Source organism: Ruminococcus sp. J1101004sp1_RTP21198st1_B9_RTP21198_201120, from assembly GCF_040924245.1.
Lineage (GTDB): Bacteria > Bacillota > Clostridia > Lachnospirales > Lachnospiraceae > Blautia_A > Blautia_A faecis.
On sequence record NZ_JBCOMI010000010.1, the window covers coordinates 106,033 to 125,681 of the forward strand.

The 19,649-nt window shown below is 43.7% G+C and carries 13 protein-coding genes; 12 read left to right on the forward strand and 1 reads right to left on the reverse strand.

Annotated elements, in window-relative coordinates; genetic code table 11:
• Positions 1–3 precede the first annotated feature (3 nt).
• The 12 genes from AB5618_RS08860 to AB5618_RS08915 all read left to right on the forward strand — a co-directional run bounded on the left by AB5618_RS08860 (position 4) and on the right by AB5618_RS08915 (position 17,697).
• Positions 4–591, forward strand: a complete 588-nt coding sequence (locus AB5618_RS08860) for a major tail protein (protein WP_227198995.1) — start codon at positions 4–6, stop codon at positions 589–591.
• 17 nt (positions 592–608) lie between these two features.
• Positions 609–1,001, forward strand: coding sequence for a hypothetical protein (locus AB5618_RS08865; RefSeq protein WP_227198994.1), 393 nt, complete (start codon positions 609–611; stop codon positions 999–1,001).
• A gap of 468 nt (positions 1,002–1,469) precedes the next feature.
• Positions 1,470–7,742 (forward strand): phage tail tape measure protein, encoded by a 6,273-nt coding sequence (locus AB5618_RS08870; RefSeq protein WP_256144540.1) that lies wholly within the window; start codon positions 1,470–1,472, stop codon positions 7,740–7,742.
• The gene (locus AB5618_RS08875) at positions 7,739–8,497 is read left to right on the forward strand and encodes a phage tail domain-containing protein (protein WP_173719566.1); all 759 of its coding nucleotides are present in this window, start codon (positions 7,739–7,741) and stop codon (positions 8,495–8,497) included. Before AB5618_RS08870 ends, AB5618_RS08875 begins: the two co-directional genes overlap by 4 nt.
• Before the next feature lie 11 nt (positions 8,498–8,508).
• The gene (locus AB5618_RS08880; RefSeq protein WP_173719565.1) at positions 8,509–8,961 is read left to right on the forward strand and encodes a hypothetical protein; all 453 of its coding nucleotides are present in this window, start codon (positions 8,509–8,511) and stop codon (positions 8,959–8,961) included.
• Between the two features lie 14 nt (positions 8,962–8,975).
• On the forward strand, positions 8,976–13,625 hold the full coding sequence (locus tag AB5618_RS08885; protein WP_331479147.1) for a phage tail spike protein: 4,650 nt from the start codon (positions 8,976–8,978) through the stop codon (positions 13,623–13,625).
• A 12-nt stretch (positions 13,626–13,637) separates the two neighbouring features.
• On the forward strand, positions 13,638–13,898 hold the full coding sequence (locus tag AB5618_RS08890) for a hypothetical protein (RefSeq protein WP_173719457.1): 261 nt from the start codon (positions 13,638–13,640) through the stop codon (positions 13,896–13,898).
• A 97-nt stretch (positions 13,899–13,995) separates the two neighbouring features.
• On the forward strand, positions 13,996–14,253 hold the full coding sequence (locus AB5618_RS08895) for a hypothetical protein (protein ID WP_173719456.1): 258 nt from the start codon (positions 13,996–13,998) through the stop codon (positions 14,251–14,253).
• Between the two features lie 4 nt (positions 14,254–14,257).
• The gene (locus AB5618_RS08900; protein WP_256144538.1) at positions 14,258–14,584 is read left to right on the forward strand and encodes a ribonuclease; all 327 of its coding nucleotides are present in this window, start codon (positions 14,258–14,260) and stop codon (positions 14,582–14,584) included.
• Between the two features lie 41 nt (positions 14,585–14,625).
• Positions 14,626–15,417 (forward strand): N-acetylmuramoyl-L-alanine amidase, encoded by a 792-nt coding sequence (locus AB5618_RS08905; RefSeq protein ID WP_256144537.1) that lies wholly within the window; start codon positions 14,626–14,628, stop codon positions 15,415–15,417.
• 742 nt (positions 15,418–16,159) lie between these two features.
• Entirely contained in the window at positions 16,160–16,642 is a 483-nt protein-coding gene (ybaK, locus tag AB5618_RS08910) for a Cys-tRNA(Pro) deacylase (RefSeq protein ID WP_118581456.1), read from the forward strand.
• 224 nt (positions 16,643–16,866) lie between these two features.
• Positions 16,867–17,697, forward strand: a complete 831-nt coding sequence (locus AB5618_RS08915) for a hypothetical protein (RefSeq protein ID WP_148462238.1) — start codon at positions 16,867–16,869, stop codon at positions 17,695–17,697.
• A 154-nt stretch (positions 17,698–17,851) separates the two neighbouring features.
• Here the strand turns inward: AB5618_RS08915 and AB5618_RS08920 are convergent, their stop codons facing one another.
• On the reverse strand, positions 17,852–19,492 hold the full coding sequence (locus tag AB5618_RS08920; RefSeq protein WP_118581462.1) for an ABC-F family ATP-binding cassette domain-containing protein: 1,641 nt from the start codon (positions 19,490–19,492) through the stop codon (positions 17,852–17,854).
• Between the last annotated feature and the right edge of the window lie 157 nt (positions 19,493–19,649).

The window sequence follows — 19,649 nt, forward strand, 5'->3', positions numbered from 1 at the left end:
CACATGGCACATATTGGTATGAAAAATCCTGTAGCAGCAAAGTGGGCAGAAGGAAACAAGTACACAGAAGGTTTCGTTGTTGCGAAAGCAATCAACTTTACTGGAACACCGAATAAAAACGAAGTTGAGCTTTTTGCAGATGATGGAGTAGCTGAGACTGATAAAAGCATAAGAGACATGGGGACTTCTCTTGGCATTGACGATCTGTCTCTGGAGAAACAGGCGAAACTGCTTGGTCATACATATGTAAAAGAGGCAGCAGGAGATTCAGGTCAGGAAGGAACTCCTGAGAGCATTGAAATCGGATCAGAAGACGAAGCTCCATACTTTGGAGTTGGTTTCTATAAGCGCAGAAAGAAAAATGGTGTGGTTAGTTTCACTGTTATCTGGCTGTACAAAGTCCAGCATAGTGAGCCTACAGAAAATGCAGAGACAAAAGGTGACACTACAAACTTCCAGACTGCCACCATTGAAGGTAAAGCATACCCAGTGGAAGTTGATGGCAAGATGTCAATCGGTAAAAAACTCGTATTTGACAGCGAAGCTAAAGCGAAAGCATGGCTAAAAAAACAGGCAGCAATTACTGAGTAAACATTGAGGGAGATCATATGAGCGACTTAAGACCAATAGGAGCTCCGGTCGTTATCGGTGGACAGGAATATAATATCCTGTTCACCATTGGAGCAATTGAAGCAATCCAGGAAACTTGTAATAAAGCATTAGTGGAAACTATGCCGGCAATTGCGAGGGTGGCAGATTTCAAAACTGATTCAGAAGACGTAAAAACATTTTATAATGTTATTGCTGCGTTTCTTACCGTAGATACAGGCAAGGAAGTAAAAGCAGAAGATATTGACGGGATTATAAAACCAGCTGAAATGAAAAAGATAGCAATTACTCTGCTGGAGGCATATGGATTTTCCATGCCGGATCCTGACAGTGACGGTGAAGATACTGAAGACGAAGAGGAAGAAAACCCAAACCAGGAGACCGGGCTATAAACGTAGCCCGGTTACTGTATGTGGGATGTAAGGTACTAAATTATAGTGAAAAAGAGGTGCTTGAGATGACACTTCGGAAATTTTATCTGATCTATAATGAGTATCTGGATTATAACGGATTAAGAAAAAAGGACGAAAAGTTAAATTTGGACACCATTTTCTGATTTTCTTCCGCAGCTCTGTTAAATGATATTGAAATTTACAGAGCTGCGGATTATAATTAAGAAAAACAGAAAGGTGGGTGGCATATGTTATTGGTAATATTGTTTGTATTGTTATTATTAGCAATACTGATAGGGACTCTGATAAAGAAATTTATCAAATGGGTTACATCACCGGTGGTGTATAAAACCCACATTGATGAAGTCCCAATATCAAAGAAATAAATATAAATAAAAATCCATGTAAAAAGAGCATCTCAGTTTGAGGTGCTCTTTTTATGTGGATTTTTTGTTGGGAGGACTAACTATGGCAGGAAAGAAAATTGGAATTGTACTTGCACTGGACGGAGAAAGACAATTTTCACAGGGCGTATCAAATGCGAAAAAAGAAAGTGCAATGCTTAACTCTGAACTGAAAAAACTCAGCACAGAATATAAGGGAAATGCCAATTCTCTTGAATTTCTGACTAAAAAGCAGGAAAACCTGTCAAAGCAGACTGAGAGTTATCAGAAAAGGGCGGAGTCTGCGAAAAAAGGACTGGAAAATGCACAGAAGGTATCGCAGAAAGCGGCGCAGAGATATGAAGAACTTTCCAAGGCATTGAAAGATGCTGAAAAAGCCCAGGGAAACATGCAGAAATCTGGAAAGGATGGTACAAAAGAGTATCAGCTGCAGTCAAAGGAAGTGGAAAGCCTTCAGAAGGCTGTTGAAAAACAGGGATTGGAGTGCCAGAAGTGCGAAGGAAAAGTATCGGACTGGTCTAAAAAAGTTAGTGACGCCGAGAATGATATAGAAAAAAATAACCAGGCTTTAAAACAGAATGAGAAGTATCTGCAGGAAGCACAAAATGCTACGGATAAATGCGCAAAGAGCATAAACGAATATGGAAAAGAAACAACGACGGTTATCACTACTACGAAAGAGTTCGGAGAGAGCTTGAAGGAAGGTTTTGGAGAAGCTTTAGCAGCAAAGGGCCTGGAACTTGCAGGAGAAGCTATTTCGGCAATTGGTGATAAGGCAAAGGAAGCAGCAGAGTATGTGGTGGAAGTCGGAAGTTCCTTTGAAGCTGGAATGAGTGAAGTGGAGGCTATCTCTGGAGCAACCGGATCAGAGCTGGAAGCACTGGAAAATAAGGCAAAGAGCCTTGGAAGTAGTACGAAATTCTCTGCAACGGAAGCAGCCAACGCGATGACAAATATGTCCCTGGCCGGATGGTCTGTAAACCAGACTCTTTCTGGTATTGATGGCGTTCTACAGTTGGCAGCCGCTTCCAATATGGATCTGGCAGATGCATCCCAGATTGTTACAGACAATATCAGTACTTTTAATCTGGAAGCTTCACAGTCAACTCATTTAGCAGATATGATGGCATATGCACAAGCAAACAGTTCTACTACAGCAGCAGAGCTGGGCGAGGCATATAAGAACTGTGGTGCCAATATGAATGCCGCCGGTCAGGACATTGAGACCACTACCTCTTTCCTGGAAGCATTGGCAAACAACGGACTCCGGAGCAGTGAAGCTGGTACCTCCCTTGCTGCCATAATGAGAGATCTGACCAGTAAGATGAAGGACGGAAAGATTGCCATTGGTGATACTTCTGTAGAAGTCATGGATTCCAACGGAAACTTCCGCGACATGACGGACGTCCTAAAAGATGTAGAAAATGCTACAGATGGAATGGGAGATGCACAGAAACAGGCGGCTCTCATGTCAACCTTTACGTCTGACTCCATTAAGGGCTTGAACATGCTTCTTAATACCGGCGCTGATCAGGTGGCTGGCTATGAGGAGAGTCTGAGAAATTGTTCTGGTGCTGCTTCTGATATGGCAGATACCATGCAGGATAATCTGCAGGGAAAATTGACAGAGCTTAGTTCTGCTACTGAGGGACTGGGAATTGCGGCGTATGATTACATTTCAGGTCCTTTGCAGGATGGTGTGGAACTGCTTACTGATATTGTATCTGGCTTAACAGACGTGATTACACCTCAAAAAGATGCAATGGAAGAAATGTACGATGAAGTTGTACAATCCTCCCAGAAAGTTGCAGATAATGTACAGGCGATTGACGATCAGTTTACCGGAACCCTGAATTCAGTGGAAAATGTAGGCGCTCTGGCTGACAGACTGGAAGAGTTAAATAATGTTGAAGATAGAACAGCTGTCCAGAAACAGGAAATGGCATCCATTGTGGACAAACTGTCACAGTCCATTCCAGAACTGGCTGGTGCTTATGATGATGAAAATGATAAACTGAGTGTAACTAATGATGAGCTGGAAAAACTGGTAGAAAACTATCAGCAAACAGCAATCCAACAGGCGGTAATTGCAGCCACACAGGATTTAATCAATGAGTCTTTAGCGGCACAGGTCCAGCTGGATAAAGCACAGGAACAGAAAAAAAACACTGAAGATAGAATGGAACTCTTGGAAAAAGAGAGAGAATTAATTGTAAAGCTCCAAGAGGAAAGACAGAAAGCCAGCGTAGATCCAAGTTATCAAGTTGATATTGATTTTCCAACAGAGAAAACAAAACTTTATACAGAGGCATTAAAAAAAGGTGCAATAACACAGGATGAATTTAATTATGCTATGGAACATCTAAGCGATAGTAGCAGCGAATTGGATTCACGTTTAGATGTTATTGATGGAAGAACAGTAGCATATGGTGATGCAACTGGAATAGCAGCTACGAGCATAGCTGATTGTGCAGAGAAAACGGAAGGATATTCTCAAGCAATTGAGGAAAATCAAAAAACAATTGATAAATGCTCGGAAGAACAGGAAAGATATGCCAAAAGTGCAGAAAACATTACAAAAGTAAAAAAGGATAATACTGAATCAATAGAAGACAATACAAAGGCGCAAGAAGATAATGCTGATGCAATCCAAGCAACCGGATTGGCGGCAGCAGGAGCTGGCACAGCCCTGGAAGGGTTCAACAAAACTATGGAACGCTCCCAGGAAGCCGCGGATTCTGCTAAGACTGCCATGCGTCAGATCCTGGACGAATACAATTCCACCATGGATTCTATCAAAGCTGATTTGCAGGATAAAATCAGTTTTGCAGATAAATTCGATGGTGGGGATGATATCACCACAGAACAGATGAACGAAAACCTGCAGTCCTGGGTGGATGGAATCCAGAACTATCAGCAGAATCTCCAGCGCCTTAAAGAAGCCACAGATGAGAGCGGACAAGCGATCTTTTCCGCAGAGTTTATCCAGGCAATCCAGGAGCAAGGAACTGATGCAGCTAATATGCTCCAGCATATGGTATGGACCTTGGACAACCAGGGAGAATACGGTGTTGAACAGCTGAAAGGTATCTCCAAGAAGTGGACTGATGCCATGGACATTTCTGAGGATACAGCAACGGTGATGGCGGCAAACAAGACCGCTTATGAGTTGGCAGTGGGAGAGATTGGATCCACAGATTATGATTTTTCTGATCTGCGCGAGTCCATTGACAATGCCGTTGCTTCGGCGGTAGAAGGCTGGGCTGAGCTTCCGGCAGCCACACAGGAATCTCTCATGCAGACTGTCCAGATGGCGCAGGAATGTGGTGTACAGATCCCAGAGGGACTTGCAGATGGAATTGCAAGCGGTGAGATAACCCCTCAGCAGGCAATAGATCAGCTGAACGGAACTATTGAAGGAACAATCCAGGGCGTGGCAGAAATTGCCAATAAAGCGGGTATCCAGATCCCGGAAGAAATCCAGGCAGGAATTAATGCCGGTGGTACTCAGGCAGTATCCGCTATGCAGGAGCTTCTGGCACTGATCCAGCAGCAGGCAGCAGATGCACAGTCTGCAGGTGAAGATGTTGGTACTGCTGTAGGAGAAGGAACCCAGAATTCAATTAAAGATCAGCAGTCTGGCGTTGAACAGGCTGGTGGCGAGATGGCGTCCGCCGGAGCGAAGGCGGCCGAAGAGAAAAAAGGCGAATATGAGAAAGCCGGAACAGTAGCCGCTCAGCAGTATCAGACTGGTATAAATTCTGGAAAAAGTGGCGCGATCAGCGCTTCCGGAACAATGGCGAGTCAGGCAGCGGCCGCAGTTCGAACCTATCAGAATAGCTTTTACACTGCAGGATACAACGCGGCTGCTGGTGTAGCGCAAGGTATATCAGCAGGCCAGTCCCAGGTCATCAGCGCTTCAATAAGAATGATCAATGCAGGTATTGCCGCAGCCAAGGCAGCAGCAGAGATCCATTCTCCATCAAAGAAATTTGAGAAAGAAGTCGGCTATCAGTTACCTGCAGGTACTGCGTCTGGTATAACTAAAAACACAAAGGTAGCAACTGCAGCCGCTGGAAAAATGTCAAAGGCTGTGTTGAAAAACGCCACCAGCTGGCTTAAGCAATACAATAAGAGCCATGAAGTTTCTCTGGACAATGAAAAATGGTACTGGCAGCAGATACGTGATACAGCTGTGAAAGGATCCACAGCCTATAAACAGGCAACCTCTCAGCTTAATAAGCTTGACAGCAGTTCCACGATCAGCAAGGCACTGAGCAGCAGTATAAAGAACAATTTTGGCGTATCCAAAGAAAAAGTTACCGGATCCGGAGATAATCAAAAGAAAACTACTAAGGACGCAGAAACTTATAATTCTGAAGTCCTCAGTGCTGCTGAAAAACGGCTGGAAAAGTACAAGACATTACATGCTGCCTCTTTAGCCCAGGAGAAAAATTACTGGACCACCGTTCGAAAGAATTTAAAGAGCGGAACTGATGCCTGGTATGAAGCAACACAAAAGATCCAGGAACTGGACACTCAGATCTACGAGGAAAAGCAGGAGAAGCAGGAAGAGGTAGCCAAAGCCAGAGAGGAAGCTGCAAAGACCCAGGCTTCAGTACAGAAATCCCTTTTGGAGACCTACCAGACCTATTATTCCATGTCCGCCAGGGCAGAGATGGAATATTGGGATATTGCCAGAAAACAGTTCACAGCCGGTACGGATGAGCGCATAGAAGCAGATAAAAAGTACCTGGAAGCCAAAGAAGATTACGAAAAAGAAAAGCTGCAGCTTGATGAAGATTACAATGATAAGCGGGAAAAGCTTGAAAAAGAACTAAATGAGACCATACAGGATCTGGAAGAAAAAAGGGACAGTGCCATAGCTGATCGGAAGAAAGACATCCTTTCATCCATGAATAACTATGATGCCTGGGATGCTTCCGGATATACTGCAGATCGTCTGATTTACAATATGAATACCCAGGTTGAGGGACTGAAACTGTGGGAAACCCAGTTGCAGGAACTGAGCGGAAAGGGACTTTCAGAGGGGCTGCTGCAGGAACTGAAAGACGCAGGACCAGAAGCAACCGCCAATATTTACAGCCTGAATCAGATGACTGCAGAGCAGCTGGATGAATTTAACAAGCTTTGGGAAGAAAAGCAGGAGATAGCAGACCGGCAGGCAAAAAAAGATACACAGGCTACGCGGGATGCTATTGACCAGCAGATAAGTGACACCAAGAAAGACTATAAGAAGCAGCTGGATGATCTGGCAGCTGAAAATGCTTCGGCTGTTGCGAAACTAAATGAGGGACTATCTACCGGCTTGCAGTCCCTGGTGGAACAGGCTGGCCAGATTGGTGAGGATATTGTAGGTAACCTGATCGCTGGCATTCAGAAAGCTGGCACAGGTGGAACTTTGCTTGACGTAAATGTAACTCCGAATGGCAGCACTGCATCTGGCACGGCCTCTTCTGGATCCGGTGGAACAGATACATCCAGCACTGCTTCTTCAAGCTCAGCTTCCTCTGGGACAACATCTGAAATTGCGCCCGCGCAAAAAGCAGAGCTGGAGGCCGTGACCGCAGGTGTAGCGGAAGAACCGGCAGAAATTACAGAAGTACAAAAGCTGATCAATGCAAGTAAAGCCCATAAGAAATCAGTATCAGATGCTGAGAAAAAGAAGCATTCGGATCTGTGGCAGTACATTGTTAAGAACTACGGCCGGAGCGTCAACGATTCCACAGTTAAAAAGATTGCGGATGCTCTTAGCGTGGAAGCCGACAAAAAGCCTACATCAGCGCAGAAAAAAGCAATTCTGGCCGCTATGAAAAAGAACGGCCTGAAGACCGGTACTCAAAACGTCATAGAGGATCAGCTGGCGTGGTTATTTGAAAATAACGCCCAGGAATATGTTCTCCGTAAGTCCGATGGCGCGATCATGCAGAACATGCTCACCGGGGACAAGGTAATTAACCCACAGGGAGCAGAAAACCTTTATAATTTTGCCATGAATCCGGATCAGTTCCTGGAATCCAGATCTTCCCTGGAGGTAGGAGCGGCTGGAGTCGAGAAACTTAACCGTTTGATTCAGCAGCAGTCAGAGCACCAGGCGAAGTTATCAGGAAGCTATCGAAGTGATAACTCCGAAATACTGAGCAAAATGGATTCCATGATGAGTACGATGGAGTCCATGATGGAGAACATGGCAAGCTCCATGAAGAACTTAAAAGTATTCATGGATAAAGATAAGCTGGTCGGAGAACTCAGGGAAGACATGAACATAAAAAATGAAATGGCAGCCACAAGATACACAAGGGGGCGTCTGAGATGAATATAAATGGCTGGGACATATCCGGAGCACAGGCCAAACAGTGGAACGTGACTCCGGGATTTTCCGATATTGAAAATGAAAGCGAATGGCAGAGGGGAAGCCCACTGCCGTTTTTCATTAATGGATCAATCGGGTGGAAGACAATACGGATCACCTTCCTGGTATACGGCTCTGATCGAAATGAGATCTTGCAGAATTGCAGCACCCTGCTTTCCCATATGATGTCCGAGTCGGTCACCTTGGAACTGGATAAGTTCGATCACAAGTTTTGCGGGTTTATGAGCAAGCATGATTTTACAGAAAACCCGCTTGCCCGTCTGAAGGTGACATCCAACAGGCTGAGCAAGCTCACCGTTGATTTTTCCTGCTATGAGTTTGCTGAACAGCCAAACGGTTCACCGTTTTCGGAGTCCGCTTCCGGGATGCTGGAGACAGTAGTTACAAATCCTGGGAACATCCGGACGCCTTGTATGGTAGAGATTACGCCAAAGGTGGGAATGGAACAGCTGACAATAACTGGAATAAACCGAAATCTAGATACAGGAGAAAACCTTCGGGTGGTAATAAGAAGCCTTACTGCTAACAGTACTGTGATTTTAGACGGAGAAAGTGGGAAGATTACAGAAAATGGGGCTAACAAAGCAGCAGATGTTGATATTTGGAGCCTGCCGATCCTTTTACCAGGGGAAACAAGGATTACCTTAGACAGCACATGGACAGACATGACTGTGAAATATAGACCAAGATTTATGTAGGAGGAAAAAACATGACAAACCAGGAAATGTTAAACGCTTATAACGGATTAAAACTTTTTCAGGAAAAAGAAGCACAGATTTATAAAGAAGATGGAAAGAAAATTTTATCTGGAAAGATAAAACTGAGCTATGCCATTAATAAAAACACGAACTTATTGCTTAACGCATTAAAACCTTATGAAGATACCCGTAAGGAGTTAATGGAAGAATACCGGGATCTTGAACAGGAGGAAAAGGCAATTGAAGAGGAAAAAAAGCGAGCTGAACAGGAAAAGAGAGCCCCCGGAAATGTGGATATCATTCTTAAAGAAGGAAAAAGTGTAAAAGAGCTCAACCAAAAGATTCAGGAACTTCTGGGACTGGAAATGGATTTTGAGGTGCATAAGGTATCCCTGGAAGAATTTGATGGGCTTGATATTGGAAGTTGGGAATTAGGCATTTTTATGTTTATGATTGAAGACTAAACGGAGGCGGCCCTATGCTTAAGATATATGATACGAACCACAATGCCATAGGGCATATTGTCAAATACAAGGATCTGAAGGTTGCGAGCGACGTTACAACTGGCGATCAGACTCTTTCTTTTACATACATGGCAAGACATCATGAAATCTGTGAAGAGTATTATATTGAGACTCAGGATGCTGAGTATGTAGTAAAAGAAAAGAGTGTAAGCACAGATGGATTCCTCTCCTTTGTTGCGGTACTGAACCTGGAAGAACTGGAGGCGAAGCCCTGGAGCTCCTTTGGCATTACGGATTCCACAATAGAAGATGCGGCCAAGCTTGCTCTGGCTGGATCCGGCTGGACGGTTGGCGAATGTACCGTAACCAAGAAAAGAAATGCAGGGATATTGCAGACAAATACGCTTGGAGTAATTCAGAAGCTGTGTACTGCATTTATGTGTGAAGTCGTTTATGATACCAAGAAAAAGACAGTATCCTTTTACGATCAGGTTGGCCAGGATAAAGGGAACTTTTTCCTCACAGGGCTTAACCTGAAACGGTTACAGAGGAAGGGCAGCACCTACGACTATTATACGAGAATTATCCCTATTGGCCAGGACGGGCTTACCATCGAGTCCGTGAACGATGGGAAGAATTACCTGGAAAATTACCAGTACACGAATAAGGTGAAGACCTACATCTGGAAAGACGAATCTTATACAGATGCTGCAGCCATGAAAGAGGATGCAGAAGCGAGGCTGAAAGATCTGTCAAAGCCGGAAGTATCATACAGTGCTGATATTATTGATCTGGCCAAACAAAGAGCCGGATACGATGATTTTTCTTTTTCCCTGGGAGATACAATCACCCTGATCGATGCCGCCACCGGGATTCGGGAAAAGCAGCGGATCATCAAGCTTACACAATATCCACAGGACCATACCAAAGATGAGTGCGAACTGGCCAATAAGCTTCCCTCATTCGAAGAGGCCAGGGAGAAGCTCCAGGCCGCCCAGGAAATTATTAACACCGTAATCAGTGATGATGGACGGTACACGGGGACTATCAATGTATCGGATATTTTGCATTTTGACGAGGGTGTATATGGCAGCAGTGCGGTGGGAAATCTGCAGGGGTTGTACAATACTCTGGACGGGAGCTTATCAGAACTGAAACTGGCGGTAGGACAGATCGAGTCAAACTATATCAAGACAGAAGAGGCTGATATTAAGTTTGCCACCATTGAAAGTCTGAAAGCACTTGAGGCAGAAACTACCAGCATTAAGTCTAAATACGCGGAATTTGAGAGTACCGTTACGGATGAACTGGCGGCTAACAAAGCGTTAATCAATGAGCTGGATGTAAAAAAGATTAACGCCGCAGACGCTGATTTGAAATACGCAAGCATTGATTTCTCCAATATTGGCATAGCGGCTATGAAGAAATTCTATTCAGAATCTGGCTTGATTAAGAATGTAGTGGTCGGCGACCAGACTATTACTGGCGAATTGGTCGGTGTAACTATCAAAGGTGATCTGATCGAGGGTAACACCATCAAGGCAGATAAGCTGGTCATTAAGGGGGAAGATGGCCTTTACTACAAGCTTAATACCAACGGATCAGGAGTAACTTCGGAGCAGACTGACTATAACAGTTTGAACGGTACTGTTATCCAGGCCAAGAGTATCACAGCAGATAAAGTGGCGGTGACCGACTTGGTAGCTTTTGGTGCTGACATCGGTGGAAACCATATCGGACACGACTGCATATATTCCGGAGCTAAGACTTCTGCGCTCAATACCACCAGAGGATTCTATCTCGGCTCAGATGGCCAGGTAGGATTTGGCGATACGAATGAGTATATTCAGTTCTATAAAGGCGATGACGGGAACTTTCACCTGAGAATTAGTGCTGGCGATATTTTGTTTGGTAAGAGTAAGAAGACTGTAGAGAGCGCAATTACTGAGATCGACACTAAGGTTAATAACGTTAAGTCCATTGTTGGAAACACATACACTTACCAGGTTGGTACTAGCATGACAGATGTTCCTACAGGGGAATGGCTAACTTCAATGCCTAACGTACCACAGGGACAGTATCTCTGGACAAAAGAGACCACCTTATATTCAGACGCAACCACCTCCGTAGGCTATATCGCTACCAGGATGGGTGTTGATGGTGCTGGTGGAGCTACCGGACCGGCTGGACCACAGGGACCCCAAGGTGAAAAAGGAGAGAAAGGTGATACTGGAGAGCAAGGACCCCAGGGTGATACCGGCGCAACTGGAGCTCAGGGCGCGAAGGGCGATACAGGAGCGCAAGGACCACAAGGCAACCAAGGTATTCCTGGTGAAAATGCGCATTATGTTAAGGTTGTCGGAAGTAATTACGATTACTCACAAGCTGGAAAAGACGAGGGGCTGTGGCTAAACGGAACCAAACTTACATCAGGAGTAACGAGAGGACATTGTCTAGCTATAATCAACCCAACCACAAATGCATTAGAAAAAGCTACATGGTACGACACGTATAGCACAGCAAGTTGTATGGACGGGATAGCGGACCTTGTGACTACTGGAAAAATAGTTTGCTTATTTACTTTCAACGCATCATCCCTTACAAGCACAGTAAGAAACTTCTTGATCGAATGTGGTTCAAAGGATACGAAAACTTGGATCGCTGCACGGCGTACCCATGTGTTTATAGGTATGCGCGGGTTAGCTAAAGGCAACGCCTATGAGTGGGACGGACTTGGTTCAGGCGCGTTGAAGGAACTTATCGCTTATTACACTTCTTCTGGAATTGTATTAAACGGTAACGTTGGTGATACCGGCGCAACAGGTCCACAGGGACCTCAAGGTAACCAAGGAATACAAGGTGTGAAAGGTGATACTGGTGCGACTGGACCACAAGGCCCCCAAGGTAACCAAGGAATACAAGGAGTAAAGGGTGATATGGGTGCCACTGGCCCAATCGGACCACAAGGACCCCAGGGTAACCAGGGGCCGACCGGACCTCAGGGACCAACTGGTGCCACGGGACCGACCGGTGCCACTGGTGCTACGGGGCCTCAAGGTCCTAAAGGCGATGGACTTGACGTCAAAGACACTAGAAGCACAAATCAAACGCCGCTTTGGTATATACAAAATTTCCCGATGACCACAGTAAATGAGTTGAAATTAGCAAATACGATTGGTCTAACTGGTGAAAACTTCTGTCTTTTAATAACATGCGTGCCATGGCGAGATGCTTCCGGCGGATATCCTAAGCAGACTGCAAAGATTGATGGTCGTGAATTATGGCGAATCGGTATTAGTGATACGCAATGGAGTACATGGAATGACGCATACACCCTTGCAAATTCTGTTGATATGGGTATAGCCGCTTGGTGTTATAACAACGATCGTACTTATATTAATGGCGGACGATTGTACGCTGGTTCGGTTACCGCTGTTCAAATGGCTGCTAATTCTATAACAACTGAAAAAATTGCGGCTGGTTCGGTTACCGCTGATAAAATTGACGTTGTCAGTTTGTTTGCAAAAGACATCGAGGCATCCGGTTCTATATCTGGTGTTAAAATAGTTGCTAGAGAGATTACTGCAAATCAGTCATACTCTATATTTAACGGCACAAACAGTCAGAAAATCTTATATTTTGATGGATCGTCTATCAAATTAGGAAAAATGGGAACTGGAACATCTATACAAGGTGGCGCCGGATTCGAGTTTTTTGATAAGACGGTCACGATGTATGGTGATCTGAGTTTATACAGTGGCGATATTACCACTCCTGGCAATGTGCAGGGAAAAACAATAACTGCGACTGCAGACATGAATACTAATACCATATATGCATCTAATTGGTTTAGATCGCGCGGTACTACAGGATGGTATAGTGAGGATTATGGTGGTGGCTGGTATATGACGGATTCCGATTGGATTCGGGCATATAACGGAAAAGGTATAACCACCAATGGCAATATGTCCATTGGTGGTTATATTCAGAGTAACAACATAATAAATACAACATATGAGTATCAGTCCAATAGAGGTTCGGTAGACTGGCGCTTTGGTGCGGCAACAGGTACAGGTGATGAAAATTTCTTTAGCTTTTATAAAGCTAACAATGGAATGATTCCACTGGCAATTGATGGAAATTTCGGAAACATTTACGTTGGGTTCAATGTGGGAGGTTCAGGTTCGAAGACTGCTGTAGGAGTTTATCTTGGCGCTGAAGTGGCTGGAAGTAGAGCTTTTATCTATCACGGAGATTCATACGCTGGGTCAATTTGGATTCAAACCAGACTTGATGGTTCATGGAAATGGTTTAGTCTCGGAAGAGCATGTAGTGCAGCTCTTTCTGATATTCGACTAAAAGACGATATAAGAGACACCGAAGTACAAGACGCAACAAAAGTTATTGAAGCAATGCAAATTCGTTCTTTTGAAAGAAAAGATTCTCATAAAAAATACAAGATTGGCTTTATAGCAGACGAACTCGAACAGCTTGACCCTAACCTTGTCGATGGAGGCGGAGAAGTTGACGGACATCCATATTATAAATCTGTCAATAATTTGCAGTTGCTTGCGTATGTTGTAAAAGCAATGCAAGAGCTGAGTTCTAAAGTGGATCGGCTCGAAAGAGAAAACGAAGAACTTAGAAGAAAACTTTATTCATAGGAGGATAATATCATGGCATTAACAACATCTAAATCTATCAACTTATCAGGACAGTCCGTTATCAACGGAGTAACAGTGGAGACCTACACCGCATCTTGCAGTGAGGCTAACCCAAAAACTATGTATATTCAGCAGTCTACCACTAACCAGGAGTTACGGAAAGAGAACCGTACGCAGTGCCGTAAAGACCGTGACGAGTTCGAGGAGCTTGCATATGCTATGCAGGACGAGATGATAGCAAACAAAGGACAGGTTGACAGTACAGAAGAGTGATTGGAGAAGAAAATAAATATGAGAATTAGAGCGAGACCATACTAGGTCTTATTTTTTTACAAAATTGCGCCGGCGCAATGCTGGAGAAAGGACATATATGGAAGTAATTATTTCTTCTACAATATCGGCAGCAGTAACGCTGATAGTGTGTCTGATCAGCAATCATAGCCAGAATGAAAAGACGAGGGCGCTCATGGAATACAAGCTGGAAGAGCTTACAAAAAGAGTGGATAAGCACAACAACACCATAGAGCGAACTTATAATCTGGAACAGAGGATGGCTGTATCAGAAGAACAGATTCGGGTAGCAAATCATAGAATTGCAGATTTGGAACATGATCATAAGGAGGATTAACTGTATGAACATTAATGTAAATGAAATTATGAACTATGTAACCTATGCTCTGATCGCATTTGGCTTGATGGCCTTTGTGGTGTCTCTTATTGTGCAGGCAATAAAAGACCTACCGTGGTTCAAAAAATTACCAACCAGTGCAGTTGCTCTTATCACATCCTTTATTGTATGCACTGCTACAATGGTTGCTTTTTGCGAATATTTTAAAATTGTGATTGAATGGTACTATGTGTTTGCTGCAATTATTGCATCATTCGTGATTTATATGGTAGCAACTGGAGGCTGGGAAAGAGTAAAGACAATCTGGGATAAGACAAAGTACAAAAAATGAGGGCGAGTGATCGCTCTCATTTTTGAAAGGAGAACTTTAACATGAAATATTTTATCTGTGTAGGTCACGCGAACTATGGCGGTGGCGTCATATCATCTGCAGATGGTACCAGCAAGGGCGGTGTGAACGAATATAAGTACAACAAGGAACTGGCGCCCTATGTGTGCAAATGGCTTAAGGCAGCAGGACATGAGGCAACCCTGTGTATTGCTCCGGAAGGTCAGCTGCATTCCCTGAATGATGAAATCAAGTATTTCATTGAAGAAGAGCATAAACAGAACTATGATCTGTCAGTCCAGCTTCATCTGAATGCATTTAATGGAGAGGCATATGGCTGCGAAGCATACTGTTACAATGCAAATGGACTGCCGGAAGCCCAGCGGATCAGCGCGAAGCTAGGCACTGTCTGGCATGACAGAGGAGCTGAAGAACGTCCAGGTTTGTACTGGACCAGAAAGACCAAGGCAAAAGCTGTCCTGGTAGAATCTTTCTTCTGTGATAACAAGGACGATTATGCCAAAGCGAAAAAACTTGGCATGGATGCTCATGGCAAGCTGATTGCAGAGGGTATCCTGGGAAAAACAATCACAATTGCGTCGGCGCAACCAAAAGCAAAGTATTACATCCAGGCTGGAGCCTACGGAACAAAAGAAAATGCAGATGTGATGGTGAAAGTGCTTAAGAAAAAAGGATTTTCAGCAAGTATCCGCAAAGTAGCCGGCTCCGTCCCATACCGCGTCCAGGTCGGCACCTACAGAACAAAGAAGGCTGCCAACAAGGTGGTGAAGAAGCTGAAGGCAGCAGGCTTCACAGTCCTTGTAAAGAACCTGTGATGTCGAATGCTGTCGTACTATCTCGCACGATAGTGCGTGACAGATGAGAAAGAATCTGGTACATTAAATATATCCCTTAGATATGAGAAAAGCCCTTGCTTTCCTGCAGCTGCTCGCAGAAAAGCAAGGGCTTTTCTTCTTATTTTAATATAGCGAAAACAGAGTGAGGTAACATACGAAGAGATATGTAACATATGAGTAACTAACAAAAGCTATAATAATGCTGTAAAATAAAGGCTTACAGTTTCTGTTGAGGAAGCTGCTAAGGCTGGTAAGTTCTAATAATTGAATAAACTATAATTGCTATGTAGCAATGAAATTGGGCATTCTGTACAAAATACAGGGTGCTCATTTTTTATCCGCAAAGTCAACACGCAGACCCTGCCCACGTCCTGTTCACATAAGTAATTCCGTATGGGCAAAATGTGGGTGAAATTCTGAATGCATAATATATAATGTGGGTGCTAAAATTTGACTTCTACTCACAGAAATTTTCACAAACCCATCAAATCTCCCTCACAATTTCATCACAGATTCCAGGTATATTAATAATCAAACAAAGGCGATAACCTTTTTAATCGTATAGATCATATTTTCTTTTTCATACTTGCCAGGACTTTTTGATAAGTCCTGGCCCTCCTTTTTTTCTGGGGCAAAATCAGCCCGACAGATTCCATTGACGAAAACATAATTCTATGGTAAAACTTTACTATGCCAATACATTACAGGAGGTTGACCCGAAATGGCAAAAGAAGCAAAGACAAATGCAATGCGAATGCTGGACAGACAGAAGGTAAAGTATGAAACACTTGCTTATGAATGTGATGAATTTATTGATGGAATCCATTGTGCGGATATTACAGGAGCACCTTATGAGCAGTCCTTTAAAACGCTTGTGATGGAAGGGAAAAGCGGCGGATATTATGTATTTGTAGTTCCGATTGAGAAAGAAGTGGATCGTAAGGCAGCTGCCAAAGCAGTAGGAGAGAAGGCAGTTGATATGATCCATGTGAAAGATATTACGAAGATCACAGGCTATGTTCGCGGTGGCTGCAGCCCTATTGGAATGAAGAAACCTTTTCCCACGGTTTTTGATGCTTCGGCAGGAAATTTTCAGGAAATTTATGTAAGCGGGGGGAGAATCGGCCTGACCTTGAAAGTGCCGGTAGCGGATCTTCTGAAAGTGACAGGCGGCAAACTGGCTGCAATCACAGCAGAAGAGTAAGAAACATATATTTTACAGAAAACAAAGCGAAATATGCTAAAATATTTATAAAGAAAACACTGCATGCTGCTATATGTCAAATGCCTTTTTCAAACACACTCTGGCACAGTCGGCAGTGCGAATCAGAAACAAATGATAAAGTGTTCCTGATAAGGGTTCGGTAAGCAAAAGCCACCAGCAAATGTATAATATTAAGCTCGCCAGACGAGCAGCAAGGAGGATTTATGAGAGAAGGAAAGAAGTTTAAGAAACTATTGATCGGGGTCGCAGCGGCTGCTATGACCATGCTTTGTACCTTGCCGGTATCAGCGGCAACTAAATCGTTTAAACCGATCACAGTAAAAGCAGGCAGATGTATTCATTTATTGAATACCAATATTCAGTCAAATGCGATTACGAATTACAGTTACCGCATTCAGCCGCAGAGTTCCGGCACCAGATATGATATTGTATATGCATATGGCGGAGAAGCAGAAGCTTTGAAGGGCGCCAGAACAGATTCCGGCCAGATCATTAACAACACATACATTAAGAGCAGCACCTCTTCCAATCAGGGAATGATCGCCTGCCTTAAGGTTACATCAGGTTCTGTGAAGCTTAGCGTGAAAATTACCTCACCGAATGCTAAGAGCAAGCTTACAGCAGCATACCAGAGCTCCAGCCATAGTCCACTGAAGAACACAAGGACCATCAAGAAAGGTCAGTGGATCAAGATGACAAGAACCGGAAGCAATCTTTCTACTTTACCATTAATTGTTGCAGCTAAGAAGGGCGCTAACATTAATCGTAGATTGAATACAACCTCTTATGAAAATTACAGCTTCAAGTCCAAGTATGTGGCATTCAGACGCTACACCAATAAGAAGGGCGGCAAACTCTATAAGAGAAAATATCTGACTACCAATGGAAGAACCAAGTATCATTTTATGCTGATTCCACAGAGCTCTGCCGGAAGATCCTATACAGGTGTTCTGACCACGAAGAAAGGCAATGTGACGTATTACTATCCGTCTGATTATATTACGGTAAGCGGATATGCAGGAAACAGTAAATAAACCCTGAACTCTTTTTCAAATACGCTCTAGAAAAGTAAATAGCAATATCTACGAAAAGCTCCTCCTGTCAGTTGATTTGGCAGGAGGAGCTTTTTAAGAATGTGTTTGGAAAATCTGTGTCGTACATCTTGCGGAAAGACTTTTCAAACGCGTTTTAATTATCCTGAGCGTCTTCCTCAGTAATCTCAAAGACATGGCGCTTTTTAGCCATCTCATCACTTGCAAGATATTCGTCATAAGTAGTGATCTTGTCAATCATAGTACCATTTGGAAGAATTTCCATGATGCGGTTTGCAGTTGTCTGAACAAACTGATGATCATGAGAGGTGAAAAGAATTACCCCCGGGAACTTGATCAGACCATTGTTCAATGCAGTGATGGACTCCATGTCCAGATGGTTGGTAGGCTCATCCAGAATCAGGATGTTGGCACCGGAAATCATCATTTTGGAAAGAAGGCAGCGAACCTTCTCACCACCGGAAAGTACGCGGACACGTTTCACACCATCCTCACCAGGGAAGAGCATACGTCCAAGGAAACCACGTACATAAGTGGCATCCTTAATCTCAGAATACTGTGTCAGCCAGTCTGTGATCGTAAGATCGTTATCGAATTCCTGAGTATTGTCTTTGGGAAAATAAGCCTGGGTGGTAGTGATTCCCCATTTGTAATTACCTTCATCCGGTTCCATTTCTCCAGTGATGATCTTGAAGAAAGTAGTGATCGCCTGCTCATTGGCACCAACGAAAGCAACCTTGTCCTCACGTCCAAGAGTGAAGGAAATGTTATCCAGAACCTTCACGCCATCAATTGTTTTGGAAAGATTTTCGACCATGAGAACTTCATTTCCAATTTCACGGTTCGGGCGGAAATCAATGTATGGATATTTACGGCTGGAAGGACGCATGTCATCCAGCTGGATTTTCTCAAGGGCTCTCTTACGGGAGGTTGCCTGCTTGGACTTGGAAGCGTTAGCACTGAATCGGGAAATAAATTCCTGGAGCTCTTTGATCTTCTCTTCTTTTTTCTTATTTGCTTCTTTCATCTGCTTGATCAGAAGCTGGCTGGATTCATACCAGAAATCATAGTTACCAGCGTACAGCTGAATTTTGCCATAATCAATATCAGCAGTCTGTGTACAAACCTTGTTCAGGAAGTAACGGTCATGGGATACCACGATAACAGTATTATCAAAATTGATCAGGAATTCTTCAAGCCACTCAATCGCGGGAAGATCCAGATGGTTGGTAGGCTCATCCAGCAGCAGAATGTCAGGATTTCCGAAAAGTGCCTGTGCAAGAAGAACCTTGACCTTCATGCTACCGGTCAGGTCAGCCATCTGTGCATAGTGGAATTCAGTGTCAATTCCAAGACCGTTCAGAAGAGTAGCAGCATCGGATTCTGCTTCCCATCCGTTCATCTCTGCGAATTCACCTTCAAGCTCGCTGGCACGGATTCCGTCTTCGTCGGTAAAATCCTCCTTGGCGTAAATGGCTTCCTTCTCTTTCATGATCTCATAGAGACGAAGGTTACCCATAATTACAGTGTCGAGAACTGTATAGGCATCATATTTGAAGTGATCCTGCTGTAAAAAAGAGAGACGTTGTCCTGGTGTGATCACAATGTCGCCCTTGGTAGGCTCCAGCTGACCGGAAAGAATCTTCAGAAATGTAGATTTTCCTGCACCGTTGGCGCCAATAAGTCCGTAGCAGTTTCCTTCTGTAAATTTGATATTAACATCTTCGAAAAGAGCTTTCTTTCCAACTCGCAAAGTAATATTGTTTGCTGAAATCATATTTTCCTCCTATATTAAAACGTTATCCTTATAAATACACATATAATGATAAGTATAGCCGATTTTCATTTTATCGTAAACTGGCAAATTTGCAACAATTATTTCTTGTTTAAAGGCTGTTTTACAGCAGAAACATGGAGAAAACTTATAAAACCCA